12 protein-coding genes are annotated in these 14,076 nt (G+C 70.6%); 5 read left to right on the forward strand and 7 right to left on the reverse strand.

Going from position 1 to position 14,076, the window contains the following annotated elements; all coding sequences use genetic code 11:
• Positions 1-19 precede the first annotated feature (19 nt).
• From MFF04_RS20740 to MFF04_RS20750, 3 genes are all read right to left on the reverse strand, one after another.
• Entirely contained in the window at positions 20-748 is a 729-nt protein-coding gene (locus MFF04_RS20740; protein WP_238278739.1) for a hypothetical protein, read from the reverse strand.
• Complete coding sequence (locus tag MFF04_RS20745; protein ID WP_238278741.1) at positions 735-1,223, reverse strand: hypothetical protein; 489 nt, start codon at positions 1,221-1,223, stop codon at positions 735-737. Before MFF04_RS20745 ends, MFF04_RS20740 begins: the two co-directional genes overlap by 14 nt.
• Positions 1,224-1,401: 178 nt before the next feature.
• Positions 1,402-2,079 carry a hypothetical protein gene (locus MFF04_RS20750; protein WP_238278743.1) on the reverse strand — a complete coding sequence of 226 codons (678 nt, stop codon included), beginning with the start codon at positions 2,077-2,079 and terminating at the stop codon, positions 1,402-1,404.
• 148 nt (positions 2,080-2,227) lie between these two features.
• Between MFF04_RS20750 and ahcY the strand changes: the two genes are divergently transcribed.
• The 3 genes from ahcY to putA all read left to right on the forward strand — a co-directional run bounded on the left by ahcY (position 2,228) and on the right by putA (position 9,560).
• Positions 2,228-3,628, forward strand: a complete 1,401-nt coding sequence (ahcY, locus tag MFF04_RS20755; RefSeq protein WP_238278745.1) for an adenosylhomocysteinase — start codon at positions 2,228-2,230, stop codon at positions 3,626-3,628.
• A gap of 324 nt (positions 3,629-3,952) precedes the next feature.
• On the forward strand, positions 3,953-6,445 hold the full coding sequence (locus MFF04_RS20760; RefSeq protein WP_238278747.1) for a sensor histidine kinase: 2,493 nt from the start codon (positions 3,953-3,955) through the stop codon (positions 6,443-6,445).
• 55 nt (positions 6,446-6,500) lie between these two features.
• A complete protein-coding gene (putA, locus tag MFF04_RS20765; protein WP_238278749.1) occupies positions 6,501-9,560 on the forward strand; it encodes a bifunctional proline dehydrogenase/L-glutamate gamma-semialdehyde dehydrogenase PutA in 3,060 nt (1,019 codons plus the stop codon).
• Between the two features lie 55 nt (positions 9,561-9,615).
• Here putA and MFF04_RS20770 read toward each other — a convergent pair whose 3' ends face one another.
• The 4 genes from MFF04_RS20770 to argJ all read right to left on the reverse strand — a co-directional run bounded on the left by MFF04_RS20770 (position 9,616) and on the right by argJ (position 12,458).
• Positions 9,616-9,948, reverse strand: coding sequence for a hypothetical protein (locus MFF04_RS20770; protein WP_238278751.1), 333 nt, complete (start codon positions 9,946-9,948; stop codon positions 9,616-9,618).
• Positions 9,949-10,069: 121 nt separating this feature from the next.
• Positions 10,070-10,486, reverse strand: a complete 417-nt coding sequence (locus MFF04_RS20775) for a (deoxy)nucleoside triphosphate pyrophosphohydrolase (protein ID WP_238278753.1) — start codon at positions 10,484-10,486, stop codon at positions 10,070-10,072.
• Positions 10,483-11,211: an SIMPL domain-containing protein gene (locus tag MFF04_RS20780; RefSeq protein WP_238278755.1), complete on the reverse strand. Its 729-nt coding sequence runs from the start codon at positions 11,209-11,211 to the stop codon at positions 10,483-10,485. Before MFF04_RS20780 ends, MFF04_RS20775 begins: the two co-directional genes overlap by 4 nt.
• A complete protein-coding gene (argJ, locus tag MFF04_RS20785) occupies positions 11,208-12,458 on the reverse strand; it encodes a bifunctional glutamate N-acetyltransferase/amino-acid acetyltransferase ArgJ (protein WP_238278757.1) in 1,251 nt (416 codons plus the stop codon). Before argJ ends, MFF04_RS20780 begins: the two co-directional genes overlap by 4 nt.
• 217 nt (positions 12,459-12,675) lie before the next feature.
• Between argJ and MFF04_RS20790 the strand changes: the two genes are divergently transcribed.
• Both MFF04_RS20790 and MFF04_RS20795 read left to right on the forward strand, forming a co-directional pair.
• Entirely contained in the window at positions 12,676-13,098 is a 423-nt protein-coding gene (locus MFF04_RS20790; protein ID WP_238278759.1) for a response regulator, read from the forward strand.
• Positions 13,099-13,433: 335 nt separating this feature from the next.
• Positions 13,434-14,076, forward strand: a 643-nt coding sequence (locus MFF04_RS20795; RefSeq protein ID WP_238278762.1) for an MCP four helix bundle domain-containing protein, incomplete at its 3' end; no start/stop codon positions are given.

Consider the following 14,076-nt stretch of genomic DNA (forward strand, 5'->3'; position numbering starts at 1 on the left):
GAGAGAGAGAGAGAGAGAGTCATGAAGCGAACTTATCGAACACGTTGAGAAGCAGCATCTCAATATGTGCGGCGACCGCGTTGGCCCCGACCTTCAGACTGTTCGGGTGTCCACAGCCGTTCCGCAGGTTTAGACCGGCCACGAGTTGCGCCTTCACGTTCTTGCCTATCATTCCAATGGCTGCGATCCTGTCGAGGAATTCGGCTTCCTTCATGCGCCCGAGGTCGTCCGCAGCCGCGGCGACCTTCCACTTCCCATCGACCTTCTTCGCCTCGATGTTGAAAGCTGCTAGATGGTTTGCTACGACTTCGTTGTACAATACACCAACGGCGGCGAGCCACGACATTACGATGGCAGACCGGTAGAGGGCCGCCTCGTGGCACTGGATGGCCTCGGCCACGAAGGCGCGCGTCGTATCGTCCTTGATCGAGACCAAGTGCTTGCGCAGGTCCTGGGCAACCTTCGCGGCAGCGGGCGAGAGCTTGCTGACACCGAGTCCTTCGAGCCGTGCATGGCCTTTCTCGGACACCTCGTAGCCACCGGGCACGCGCAGGATTATGCCCTTCGCCTTCGTCATGATGTCGGCGATGTTCCAAGACTTCATGTTGCAGCCGGCATCCTGCGCCCGTGCCATAATGGCGGGGTTCTTCACCGGCTGATCGAGGCTAGCGATGACGAGGAGGACCTTGTCGGCTCGGGACAGGCCGTCGCGTTGAAGGGCGAGCTTAAGATCGTCAGGACTGAGCAAGCTGTGCCTTTGCCGACGCAAGTTCGGAGGCTGACAACGCCATCTGTTCGCCGCTTAGGGCCATGATGCGCTTGCTTCCGATAAGACCTTTCAAAATCTTTGTCAGATTTCCGCTCATCGCTTGATTGTAATATCCATTGGCATTTTGCATGCCGGAGAGCAGTTCCTTGCGGGTGAAGCTCGTCTTCCCCTCACAAATCTGGAGGTGTGCAGCGGCCGCCATCGCGACTTCGGAACCGCTTTTGGCCTTCATGTGCGCACAGACAGACTGAATGGATAAGTTTATTGTGCTGGGCGTAGTATCGCCGCCGCCGCTTAGAACGTGATCGGGATTGTCGAAGGCCCCGGGCGGCGCCGAGACCATCAACGATTCCATGTGAGTGAAGAGGTCCTTCACAGCCTCGTTGTCATAGGCAGCGTCGCCCTCATACTCGAACTCGATGTGACCCATCTTGATCTTAAGCTTGGTCGGCATGGGCATTCCTCTGCCGCGAATGGTAGCAGAGGCACACGCCCAAAAGAAACAACGGCGAAGCCTGTGATCGAATTCATTGTGGACGGGTAGACATTTGGATGCAGAGCCGCCGGCTAAGGTCCGCTACCAAGCAGCGCTTTATTTGCTCACCGCCCATCGCGGACCTCCCGCCAGAACCTCAACCCAAGTCATCCCCAGCCCCCGCGTCCCGCTGGTCGATCTGCCGCCGCGCCCATCGCCAGAACGGGTCGTCGCTGTCCGTCGCGAAGCTGTCCGGCGGCGACGGCACGATCTCGGCCACCGTCTCGGGGATCGCGGCCCCGTAGGTTCGCGTCAGCCAGTCCCGGAAGGGCGGGTTGTCGACGAGCCTATCGTCGTCCGGCTCGTCGCCCGGCCGCCCGTGCGGGTCGGCGAGCCCGGTGCCGAGCTCGTTGTGGCCGATGGCGAGCAGGCGCAGGAAGTCGAGGGGCGTCCGGCCGAGCACGCAGAGGCCGTCGCCCTCCGAGCCGAGATGCACGATGTGCTGGCGCCCGTCGTCGTCCAGCCAGAAGGCGGCGTAGAAGCCGTCCGCCCCGGTCCGCGCGAAGGGCACGATGCGGCCGGCGGCCTCCCCCGGCCCGAACCAGGCCTCGGCGTAGGCGCGCGCCTCCTCCGGCGTCTCGACGCGGAAGAGGACGACCGCGCCGCGATAGGGCGCCTCGAGGGGTTGCAGCGTCCCGAAGCGGTCGCCCGCCACGCGCTTGCTCGCGTGGAGCAGGCCGCGGCCCTCGATCCAGTCGAACAGCGCCGCGATCTCCGCAGGCAGCGTGAAGCCGGCCGGCAGGCGTGCGTGCATCTCCTCGGCGAACGGGCCCATATCTTCTTCCCCTTCTCGTCATGCCCGGGACGCGCCGGCGCGTCCCTGGAATTCGTATAAAGACATCTTTATGTCTTGATTGCCTTACATCCCGGCCCCTGCTATACGCGCCGCCGAACCGGAACGCAGGCGCTCACAGGGGTTGCACATGGCCAACGACTACATCGTCAGGGACATCGGGCTGGCCGATTACGGCCGCAAGGAGATCTCGATCGCCGAGAGCGAGATGCCCGGCCTGATGGCAGTGCGCGAGGAGTACGGTGCGCGCCAGCCTCTCAAGGGCGCCAAGATCGCCGGCTCGCTGCACATGACGATCCAGACCGCGGTGCTGATCGAGACGCTGAAGCACCTCGGCGCCGACATCCGCTGGGTGTCCTGCAACATCTACTCGACCCAGGACCACGCCGCCGCGGCCATCGCCGCCGCCGGCATCCCGGTCTTCGCCGTGAAGGGCGAGACCCTGGAGGAGTACTGGGACTACACCTCGCGCCTGTTCGACTGGCATGACGGCGGCGTGCCGAACATGATCCTCGATGACGGCGGCGACGCCACGATGTTCGTGCATCTGGGCCTGCGCGCCGAGAACGGCGACACCGCCTTCCTCGACACGCCCGGCTCCGAGGAGGAGGAGGTGTTCTTCGCGCTCCTCAAGAAGAAGCTGAAGGAGAAGCCGAAGGGCTGGTTCGCCGGTCTCGCCGACGCCATCAAGGGCGTCTCCGAGGAGACGACCACGGGCGTGCACCGCCTCTACGTGCTGGCCAAGGAGGGCAAGCTGCTCTTCCCGGCGATCAACGTGAACGACTCGGTCACGAAGTCGAAGTTCGACAACCTCTACGGCTGCAAGGAGTCGCTCGTCGACGGCATCCGCCGCGGCACCGACGTGATGATGGCCGGCAAGGTCGCCATGGTCGCGGGCTTCGGCGACGTCGGCAAGGGCTCGGCCGCCTCGCTCCGCAACGCCGGCTGCCGGGTGATCGTCTCCGAGATCGACCCGATCTGTGCCCTCCAGGCCGCCATGGAAGGCTACGAGGTCGTGACCATGGAAGACGCCGCGCCCCGCGCCGACATCTTCGTGACGGCCACCGGCAACAAGGACATCATCACCCTCGAGCACATGCGGGCGATGAAGGACCGGGCGATCGTCTGCAACATCGGCCACTTCGACAACGAGATCCAGGTCGCCGGCCTGAAGAACCTCAAGTGGACGAACATCAAGCCGCAGGTCGACGAGATCACCTTCGCCGACGGCCACCGCATCATCCTCCTCTCGGAGGGGCGCCTCGTGAACCTCGGCAACGCCACCGGCCACCCGAGCTTCGTGATGTCGGCCTCCTTCACCAACCAGACGCTCGCCCAGATCGAGCTCTGGACCAACCCCGGAAAGTACGAGCGGCAGGTCTACACCCTGCCGAAGGCGCTGGACGAGAAGGTCGCTGCGCTCCACCTCGCCAAGGTCGGCGCCACGCTCTCGAAGCTGCGCCCCGATCAGGCGAGCTACATCGGCGTGTCGGAGAACGGCCCCTTCAAGCCGGACCACTACCGCTACTGACCGGCGCCTCGCGCCTCTCGACGATCGCCCGAAGGCCCGGCACTGCCGGGCCTTCGCCGTTTCGAGGGCTCCCTGCCTTCAATCGTTCGCGCCCCGTTCGCGGATGTGTGGCTTTCCTGCGTCGTCCAGGCACGACCTGAGCGGGAAGCCCGCTTCCGGGCCGGCCGGGCCCTTCCGGCGGGATTCCCGCCCGCGTTACAGTGGGCGCGAATCCCCGGAGCGCGCGGGATCGGACGGGCCCCGCCGAGCCCGCCGAGGGGCGCCGTCGAGGGGCTTTGCGCGGGCGCCGGAGCGCGCGCGGCGAGGACGGAGGCCGGGGCAATCATGGGGGTCGATCGCAGGACCCGGCGCCGCGCGCGCGCCGGACTCCTCACCGTTGCCGCGGCCGGTTGCCTCGTCCTGCAGTCCCCCGCCCTGGCGGCCCCCGGCGACGGGCCGCACGCGCACAACATCACCGGCCTCGCGATCATCATCGGGCTGACCGCCTTCGCGGTGATCCTGTCGCTGATCCATCTCGGCGAGCGCGGCCGCTGGACGAAGCGGGAGCGCGAGCTCTCCGCCGCCCTCGGGGCGCTGCGCGGCGCCCACGACCGGGCCGAGATGCTGCTCGGCGCCGACCGGCAGATCGTCGTGACCTGGGACGAGCGCGGCGAGCCGATGATCGAGGGCGACGTCTCCCTCGCCTTCGAGGGCGCGCGGGCCGCAGGCGGCGCCCCGCGGCGCCTGCTCGCCTTCGGCACCTGGCTGCCGCCGGCGGATGCCGAGCTGCTCGATGCCGCCGTCGAGGCGCTGCGGGCGCGGGGCACGGGCTTCCATCTCGCCCTCTGGAGCCAGGCCGGCAGCAGCATCGAGGCGCAGGGCCGCGCGGTCGCCGGCCGCGCCCTCCTGCGCCTGCGCGAGACCAGCCGCGAGCAGCGCGAGATCGTGGAGCTGCGCGAGACCCTGGACGAGACCCGCCGGGGCCTCTCCTCGCTCGCCGGCCTCCTCGACGCGATCCCGCAGCCGGTCTGGCGGCGCAACCGCGAGGGCGGGCTCGCCTGGGTCAACCAGGCCTACGTCGCCGCCGTCGAGGCGCCGAGCCGCGAGGCGGCGCTGGAGGCGGGCACCGAGCTTCTCGACCGTCCCGCCCGCGAGGAGATCGCCCGCGGCGAGGGCAAGGTGCCGCCGGGCGCCTGGCCGTCGCGGCCGCGCCACCGGCTCTCGGCGATCGTCGCCGGCAGCCGGCGGATGCTCGACATCTGCGAGACGGGGATAGAGCACGGCCGGGTCGGCATCGCCATCGACGTCTCGGAGCTCGACAACCTGCGGGTCGACTCGCAGCGCCAGATGAACGCCCACGTGCGCACCCTCGACAAGCTCACCACCGCGGTGGCGATGTTCGACGCGGCCCAGCACCTGATCTTCTACAACGCCGCCTATCGCGACCTCTGGGACCTCGACCCGGCCTTCCTCGACGGCCAGCCGACCGACGGCGAGATCCTCGACCTGCTGCGCTCCCAGCGGAAGCTTCAGGAGCAGGCGGATTTCCGGGCCTGGAAGCAGGGCGTGCTCGCCGCCTACCGGGCGGCCGGCGCCACGGAGAACTGGTGGTACCCGCCGGACGGCCGCGTGCTGCGCGTCGTCACCGAGGCGAACCCGCAAGGCGGCCTCACCTATCTGTTCGAGGACGTGTCCGAGCGCATCAAGCTCGAGTCGAGCTACAACTCCCTGGTGCTCGCCCAGGCCGAGACCCTCGACACCCTCGCCGAGCCGGTCGCCGTGTTCGGCGCCGACGGGCGCCTCGACTTCGCCAACCGCGCCTTCGCGACCCTGTGGCGGCTTCCCGCCGAGACCATCGCCGGCCGCCCCCATATCGACGCGGTGATCGCCGTCTGCCGGGGGCTCGCCCCCGACGAGGAGGCCTGGCTCGACATCCGCGACGCCGTGGTCGGGCTGGAGACACGGGCGGCGGTCGGCCGGCGCCTGCACGTGGTCGATGGCAGCGTGCTCGACTGCGCCGCCCAGGCCCTGCCCCAGGGGGCGACCCTGATCACGCTCATCGACGTGACCGCGAGCGTCAACGTCGAGCGCATGCTCATGGAGAAGAACGAGGCCCTGGAGCGCGCCGCCAAGCTCCGCGACACCTTCGTCCACCACGTCTCCTACGAGCTGCGCTCGCCGCTCACCACCATCATCGGCTTCACGCAGCTTCTCGGCGACGAGACGGTCGGCGCTCTCAACGAGCGCCAGCGCGAGTATGCCGAGCACATCATGCGCTCCTCGGGCTCGCTCCTCGTCATCATCAACGACATCCTCGACCTCGCCTCGATCGACGCCGGCTCGCTCGAGCTGCAGCGCGACCTGATCGACGTGCGCGAGACCATCGACGCCTCCGTGCGCGGCATCGAGGACCGGCTCACCGAGTCCGAGATCGACCTCAGCCTCGACGTGCCCGCCGATATCGGCGCCGTACGTGCCGACGGGAAGCGCGTCCGCCAGATCCTCTTCAACCTGCTCTCGAACGCCGTCGGCTTCTCGGCCAAGGGGCAGCGGGTCACCCTCTCGGCCCGGCGCACGGCGAGCGAGCTGGTGCTCGCCGTCGCCGACGAGGGGCGCGGCATGCCGCCCGAGATCGCCGAGCTCGCCTTCGACCGCTTCGAGAGCCACCCCGTCGGCAGCCGCCACCGGGGCGTCGGGCTGGGACTCTCGATCGTGCGCTCCTTCGTGGAGCTGCACGGGGGCCGCGTCGCCCTGGAGACGGCGCCGGGCCAGGGCACCCGCGTGACCTGCACCTTCCCCCTGGTGGAGCCGAACCCGCATCTCGAAGCCGCGGAGTAGGACGCCGCGGGCCGTGCTAGGCTGAACCCGGCCAGACCGTGCCGGGAGACGCCGGATGCCGCCTCGCTTCGCCGCCCCCTACGCGCCCGACGACGCCGCGCTCGCGGCCGATCTTCTCGCCGCCTGCCCCGACGACTCAGGCCGCGCCTCGGCCATCGATGGGCTCTCCCGCGACCTGATCGGGGCCGTGCGCGAGGGCGGCGGCCTCGGAACCGTCGAACGGCTTCTTCAGGAATACGCGCTCACGAGCCGCGAGGGCCTCGCCCTGATGGCCCTGGCCGAGGCGCTGCTGCGGGTGCCGGATTCCGGGACCGCCGACCGGCTGATCGCCGACAAGCTCGGCGAGGGCGACTTCGCCCACCACGCCCCGCGGCACGAGGGGCTGCTCGTCTCCGCCTCCTCCTGGGCGCTGGGGCTCGGGGCGCGGCTCGTCGCGGGAGACGACACGCCGGAAGCGATCCTGCGCGGCCTCGCCCGCCGCCTCGGGCGGCCGGCGGTCCGGGGCGCGGCGCTCGCGGCGATGCGCCTGATGGGCACGCAGTTCGTCCTCGCCGAGGAGATCGGCACCGCGCTGAAACGCTCCGCGGAGGGCGAGGGCCGCCGCACTCGCTACTCCTATGACATGCTCGGCGAGGGCGCCCGCACCGCCGCGGACGCCGCCGCCTATCGCGGGGCCTATGCCGAGGCCATCGCGGCGATCGGACGAGCGGCCGGCGACGGGCGTCTGCCCGACCGTCCCGGCATCTCGGTGAAGCTCTCGGCGCTCCACCCGCGCTACGCGCCGACGCAAGAGGCGCGGGTGATGGCGGAACTCGCCCCCGCCCTCCTCGATCTCGCGCGGGCGGCCAAGGCGCACGACCTCAACCTCACCGTCGACGCGGAGGAGGCCGAGCGGCTGGAACTGTCGCTCCACGTCTTCGGCGCGGTCCTCGCGGATTCCTCGCTCGCCGGCTGGGACGGGTTCGGCCTCGCCGTGCAGGCCTACGGCAAGCGCTGCCTGCCGGTGATCGACCATGTCGAAGCCTTGGCGCAGACGCACGAGAGGCGGCTGATGGTGCGCCTCGTCAAGGGCGCCTACTGGGACACGGAGGTGAAGCTCGCGCAGGTCCAGGGCGCGCCGGGCTATCCCGTCTTCACCCGCAAGGCGATGACGGATCTCAGCTATCTCGCCGCCAGCCGGCGGCTGCTCGCCGCGCCGCGCCTCACGCCCCAGTTCGCGACCCACAACGCGCTGACCATCGCCACGATCGCCGAGACGGCGACGGGACCGTACGAGTTCCAGCGCCTGCAAGGCATGGGCGAGGCGCTCTACGACCGCCTCCTCGAAAGACGGCCGGACCTCGCGGTGCGGGTCTACGCGCCGGTCGGCGGGCACCGGGAGTTGCTCGCCTATCTCGTGCGGCGGCTCCTCGAGAACGGTGCCAACTCCTCCTTCGTCGCCCGCGTCGCCGACGCCTCGGTGCCGGTAGATGATCTTCTGGTCCGTCCGCAGGCGCTCATCGGCAGCCCGGAGCGGGCCGCCCATCCCCGCATCCCCCTGCCCCGCGACCTCTACGCGCCGGAGCGGGTCAACAGCCCCGGCCTCGCCTTCGGCGACTCGGCGCGCCTCGCGGAACTCATGCGGGAGGCTGCCGCCGCGGCAGGTCCCGGCTTGGCGGCGCCGGTCATCGATGGCACGGAGCGCGGCGGCGCGACGCGGCCGGTCCCGAGCGCCATCGACGGCACCGCGATCGGACAGGTGCTCGAGGCGGACGAGGCCGCCGCCGACGCCGCCATGGAAGCCGCCGCCCGCGCGTTCCCCGCCTGGGACGCAACACCGGCCGAGGACCGCGCCGCCTGCCTCGAACGCGCGGCCGGAGGCTTCGAGGCGCATCGCGGACGCCTGCTGCACCTGCTGCAGGCCGAGGCCGGCAAGACCCTGGACGACGCCCTCTCCGAGTGGCGGGAGGCGATCGACTTCCTGCGCTACGACGCGGCGCAGGGCCGGAGCCTGTTCAGGCGCCCGGCCGCGCTGCCGGGACCGGCAGGAGAGAGCAACGCCCTGTGGCTGCGGGGCCGCGGCGTCATCGCGGCGATCTCCCCCTGGAACTTCCCGCTCGCCATCTTCATCGGGCAGGTCGCCGCCGCGCTGATGGCCGGCAACACCGTGGTCGCCAAGCCCGCGCCGCAGACGCCGCTGATCGCGGCGGAGGCCGTGCGCCTCCTCCATGCAGCGGGCGTGCCGGGCGGCGCACTCGCCCTGCTCCCCGGCGGACCGGAGGCCGGCGCGTGCCTTCTCGGGCATCCGGCGCTGGCGGGCGTCGTGTTCACCGGCTCGACCGGCACGGCCAAGGCGATCCAGCGGGCGCTCGCCGCCCGCGAGGGCGCGATCCTACCGCTGATCGCCGAGACCGGCGGCATCAACGCCATGATCGTCGACGCCACCGCGCTCCCCGAGCAGGTCGCCGACGACGCCGTGACCTCCGCCTTCCGCTCCGCCGGGCAGCGCTGCTCGGCGCTGCGCCTGCTCGTCGTGCAGGAGGAGGTGGCCGACCGGATGATCGCCGCGGTGGCCGGCGCCGCCCGCGAGCTGCGGATCGGCGATCCCCGTGCGCTGTCGACCGATATCGGACCGGTGATCGATGCGGCCGCGAAGGAGAGGCTCCTCGCGGCGATCGCGCGGGGCCGGCAGGCGGCGCGGGTCCACCTCGCCGGGGAAGCGCCCGCCGGCCTGTACGTCGCCCCCCACATCTTCGAGATCGCGCGGGTCGAGGACCTGACGGACGAGGTGTTCGGCCCGGTGCTCCACGTGCTGCGCTACCCCGCGGACGGGCTCGACGCCGTGCTCGCGAGCCTCAAGGCCGGCGGCTACGGGCTGACGCTCGGGGTCCAGTCGCGGATCGAGGCCACCGTGGCGCGAGTGCGTGCCGCGCTGCCCCATGGCAACGTCTACGTGAACCGCTCGATGATCGGCGCCGTCGTCGGCACGCAGCCCTTCGGCGGCAGCGGCCTCTCCGGCACCGGCCCGAAAGCCGGCGGTCCGCATTATCTCCCCCGCCTCGCTATCGAGCAGACCGCGACCGTCAACCTCGCCGCCGCCGGCGGCAGCGTCGGGCTCGTCACGTTGGAGGAGTGAGCGCAAGCGCCTTGCGCGGAGCGCTCTCATGAAGACGCGGCGAGGCTCGGCGTCCCTAGCTCTTCAGCCAGGAGAGGACGTCTGCGCGATCGGCGCCGATCGCGTTCTGCGCATCTTGATTGTGCCACTGGCACAGGCGCAGCCAAGCCAGCGCCTCCTCGTCCCGGCTGGCTTTCGCCGCGGACTTGGCCTCGGCAACCAGAACGGCCGCCGATCGCGTGCCGCGAAGGTTCCCGTCGGGAGCCACCGCGGCCATCGCAGGCGCTTGCGCGGGGGCGCTGGTGTCCGTCTCGCACCAACGCGCGTGCCCGAGCCCCTCGCCGGCCTGCGCGGGCGCCGTCACCAGCATCGCGACGAGCGTCAGGGAAAGACCAAGAACCGTTCTCATGATGGCTGCTCCCGGGCGCGACTCGCTCGCGCCTGGATTGCATATCAGATTTATACAACCTGAGAGATAGGTTTCGACGACTTGCACATCTGAGGTTGCTCTCGGCTTCGGGGCGTCGCGCTCAGGGGCCGAGCAGGTCGATCAGGAACGGGATCAGCGGCGCGTCGGCCGGCGGCATCGCGAGGTCGCGCAGCGCGCGGGGCCGCACCCAGCGCAGGCCCTGGCCTTCGAGGGGCTGCGGCGTGCCCGTCCAGCGGCGGCATACGTAGAGGGGCATCAGCAGGTGGAAGCCTGGATAGGCGTGGCTCGCGAAGGTGAGCGGCGCCAGGCACGGCTCCTCCACCGCGATGCCGATCTCCTCGGCCAGCTCGCGGATCAGCGTCGCCTCCGGGCGCTCGCCCGGCTCGACCTTGCCGCCGGGGAACTCCCATAGCCCGGCGAGCTCCTTGCCGGGCGGGCGCTGCGAGACCAGCACGCGCCCGTCACCGTCGACGAGGGCGACCGCGACGACGAGGAGCAACCGGACCGCTTCGCTCACGGCGCGACCGCGAAGCGCGCCGCGACCTCGGCGCTCGCCTCGATGGTCCCGGCGGCGAGAGGCACCGCCGCCTTCCGCGCCCGCATCGGCGCCGGAGCGGCGTAGGCCATCGCCCCCCGCTCCTCGCGGGGCGGCGATTCGATCGAGACGACCCGCCCGAGCTTCACGCCCGCGGCCTCCGCGAGGCCGGCGGCCTGGGCGGCGGCGTCCCGCATGGCGGCGGCGCGCAGGCCGGCCTGCACCGCGTCCGGGTCCTTGAGGCCGAAGGAGACGCCGTCGATGCGGTTGGCGCCGAGCTCCAGGGTGCGGCGCATCAGGTCGCCGAGGCGGCCCATGTCGGCGAGGCGCAGCCGCACCTGGTTGGTGGCGCGGTAGCCGTCCGGCGCCTCGTCCACCGTGCCGTCCGGGCGGCGGACGCTGCGGGTGACGGGCTGGAGGTTGACGGAGGTCGTGCCGACGTCGCCCTCCCCAACCCCGAACCCGCCGGCGAGCGCGATGATCTTGCGCGCGGCCTCGCTGGTCGCATCGAGGGCGGCGCCGGGCGTGCGGCCGCGGGCCTCGACCCCGATCTCGACGCTGGCGAAGTCCGGCGGGGTCTCGCTGCGGGCCCGGCCGATCACGCTTATGGTGCCGGAGGCCTCCGATGGGGATGGCGGCTGCTGCGCCGGCGCCGGCGTCGCGACGAGCGCGAGGAGGGCGAGGCCCCCGAGAAGCGTGCGGCTCACGAGCGGTAATCCCCGTTGATGGCGACGTATTCCTTGGTGAGGTCGCAGGTCCAGACGCGGGCGCTGCCCTCCCCGAGGCCGAGGTCGACGCGGATCGTCACCGCGTCCTCGCGCATCACGGCGCTCGCCGCGTCCTCGCTGTAGTCCGGGTCGCGGGCGCCGGAGACGGCGACCCGCACGTCCCCGAACCAGATCGCCAGCCGGTCCCGGTCGGCGGGCTCGCCGGCCTTGCCGACCGCCATCACGACCCGGCCCCAGTTGGCGTCCTCGCCGGCCACCGCCGTCTTCACCAACGGCGAGTTGGCGATGGACATGGCGATGTGGTGGGCGGAGGCGTCGCTCTCGGCGCCCTCGACCCGCACGGTCACGAACTTGCGCGCGCCCTCGCCGTCGCGGGCGACGAGCTGGGCGAGCTCCTCCAGGAGGTCGTTCAGGGCCGCGCGGAACAGGGCGAGGCGGCGGTCGCTCGCCTGCGCGATCTCGGCGTTGCCCGCCGCCCCCGTGGCGAAGGCGAGCAGCGTGTCCGAGGTCGAGGTGTCGCCGTCGACGGTGACGCAGTTGAAGCTGTCGGCCGCGCCCTCGGCGATCAGCGTCTGCAGCACGTCCTGCGGCAGGGCGGCGTCGGTGAAGACGAAGGCCAGCATCGTCGCCATGTCGGGGGCGATCATGCCGGCGCCCTTGGCGAAGCCGTTGATCGTCACCGCGACGCCGCCGATCTCGGCGGTGCGGGTGGCGAGCTTCGGGAAGGTGTCGGTGGTCATGATCGCCCGGGCCGCCGCCGCCCAGGCTTCGGCGCCGGGCACGGCGGAGGCGGCGCAATCCGCGAGCACGCCCTCGAACTTGCGCGCGTCGAGGGGCTCGCCGATCACGCCGGTGGAGGCGACGTAGACCTCCTGGTCCCCGCATCCGGCCGCCTTCGCGGCGATCGCGGCGGTGAGCGCCACGGCCTCGCGGCCCTTCAGCCCGGTGAAGGCGTTGGCGTTGCCCGAGTTGACGACGAGCGCCCGCGCGCCGCCGTCCTTCAGCGCCTCCCGGCACCAGTCGACGGGCGCCGAGGGGCAGCGGGACCGGGTGAAGACCCCCGCCGCCCGCGTGCCGGCGTCCAGCCCGACATAGAGGACGTCGGTGCGGCCGGCATAGCGGATGCCGGCCTCGGCGGTGGCGAGGCGCACGCCGCGAATCGGCGGCAGCTCCGGAACGTGCAAGGGTGCGAGGGGCGAGACGGGCGACGCTTTGGAGGACGACATCGGCGGCTCTGGGCTCCGTGAGAGGGCGCTCGCTGCGGCAGGCGCGAGTTGCCCCGTGCGGGAGGGCCGCGTCAACAGCATGACGACGCGCCGATCCATGCCTGAGCCGGCTACCGGACGCCTTGCCGCGGGACGCCGGACCGGCACCCCCTTGAAACGTTTCGTAAAGACGTTCTAGCTTGCTGCGATGCAACGCGAGATTAGTCGCGAGGGACGCATGGCCGGAAGAACGTCCGACCCTCTCGCCTCCCCTGGAGGATGCTACGGCGTCCAGGTGCTCATCGCCGGCCAGCGCAAGCCCTGGCGCGACGAGGTGATCGGGCAGATCCGCCGCGCCGGCTTCCGCGCGACCTCCTGCGACAGCGGCGTCGACGCGCTGACGGTGCTGGTGCTCGGCCTGCCCGTCGACGTGCTCGTGGTCGACGCGGCCCTCGTCGGCGAGGTCTGCTGCTCGAAGATCGCGGTCGAGGCCCGCGCGTTGCGCCCGAACCTCCGGATCGTCCTGGCGAGCGACGTCGCCTGCCCGAGCCTCGCCGCGATCGCCGACGGGTTGCCCGATGCGCTGCTCGTCGCGGACGCAGCCCGCGAGGACGCCGTGGCGCAGACCGTCCGCGAAGCGCTGTCCGGCCGGCCGCACTGACGTCGCGGCCTCGCCGCCACGGCATCGGAAGGCCTTCGGTCCCGTTGGAGGGGTCTCCAGACCGCGGCGCGCGGCACTCACCAAATTCTACCTGGGCGTGCATTCTTGCCCAGCGATGCGGATATTTTTTCGTAAGTAAAACTTCAGATTGTACCCTCACATGTATGATCCATGACATTCCACCGCTTCGAGTTTAGAATGCGAACAAGCAGATACGCGGCATGCGATCGATTGTTTTGCAATGCAAAATAGTCGCGCTGCTAAGGCCGATTAACCACGAATAAACAATACAAGCGCAAGTAGGTCCTGACGGAACGCTAACCTCTCGGGCCCCCATGCGCCTTACCCTCAAGCTCATCCTCGCCGGCTCCATCGGTCTGCTCTCCGCCGCGGCGATCGGGCAAGGGACGACCAGCGTCGTGAAACTCGGCGCCATCGAGAAGAGCGCCGACGACGTTGCGACGAACTGGTTCCCGTCCGTGACGGCGCTTCTGGAGATCGGCATCCAGAGCCGCGACGTTCGCGTGAAGATCTACCGGCTGGTGATGGAGAACGACACGCCGGAGCTGCGCAACGCCAACGCGGCGGCGCTCCAGCAGAGCCTCAATCGGCTCGACGACCTCCGGCGCAAGTACGAGCCGATGATCAGCTCGCCCGAGGAGCGGCGCCTCTACGAGGAGTATCGCACCACCTGGGCCCGTTACATGGCGACTCAGGACGAGGTCGTCGCCCAGGTGAACGCCGGCAACGTCGCCGGGGCCCGGGCGAAGCTCCTCAGCCCCGACATGGCCAAGCTGAACCAGGACGCGGTCAAGGCGCTCCAGAAGGACTCCGAGTACAACACCCAGGGCGCGACCGCCGCGACGGTCCTGACGAAGGACAGCGCCGCGTCCGCGAAGTTCGCCGCCCTGATCGGCGTGTTCATCGCCATCGCGACGGGCCTCGGCGCGCTCTTCTTTGCCCTTTTCCGTGTGTCGC

The organism is Methylobacterium jeotgali (genome assembly GCF_022179345.1).
GTDB lineage: Bacteria > Pseudomonadota > Alphaproteobacteria > Rhizobiales > Beijerinckiaceae > Methylobacterium > Methylobacterium jeotgali.

Excerpts from the sequence above, each read along its gene's own strand:
- MFF04_RS20745 (WP_238278741.1), bottom strand. The coding sequence starts at position 1,223 with ATGCCGACCAAGCTTAAGATCAAGATGGGTCACATCGAGTTCGAGTAT.
- MFF04_RS20750 (WP_238278743.1), bottom strand. The coding sequence starts at position 2,079 with ATGGGCCCGTTCGCCGAGGAGATGCACGCACGCCTGCCGGCCGGCTTC.
- ahcY (WP_238278745.1), top strand. The coding sequence starts at position 2,228 with ATGGCCAACGACTACATCGTCAGGGACATCGGGCTGGCCGATTACGGC.
- MFF04_RS20760 (WP_238278747.1), top strand. The coding sequence starts at position 3,953 with ATGGGGGTCGATCGCAGGACCCGGCGCCGCGCGCGCGCCGGACTCCTC.
- putA (WP_238278749.1), top strand. The coding sequence starts at position 6,501 with ATGCCGCCTCGCTTCGCCGCCCCCTACGCGCCCGACGACGCCGCGCTC.
- MFF04_RS20770 (WP_238278751.1), bottom strand. The coding sequence starts at position 9,948 with ATGAGAACGGTTCTTGGTCTTTCCCTGACGCTCGTCGCGATGCTGGTG.
- argJ (WP_238278757.1), bottom strand. The coding sequence starts at position 12,458 with ATGTCGTCCTCCAAAGCGTCGCCCGTCTCGCCCCTCGCACCCTTGCAC.
- MFF04_RS20790 (WP_238278759.1), top strand. The coding sequence starts at position 12,676 with ATGGCCGGAAGAACGTCCGACCCTCTCGCCTCCCCTGGAGGATGCTAC.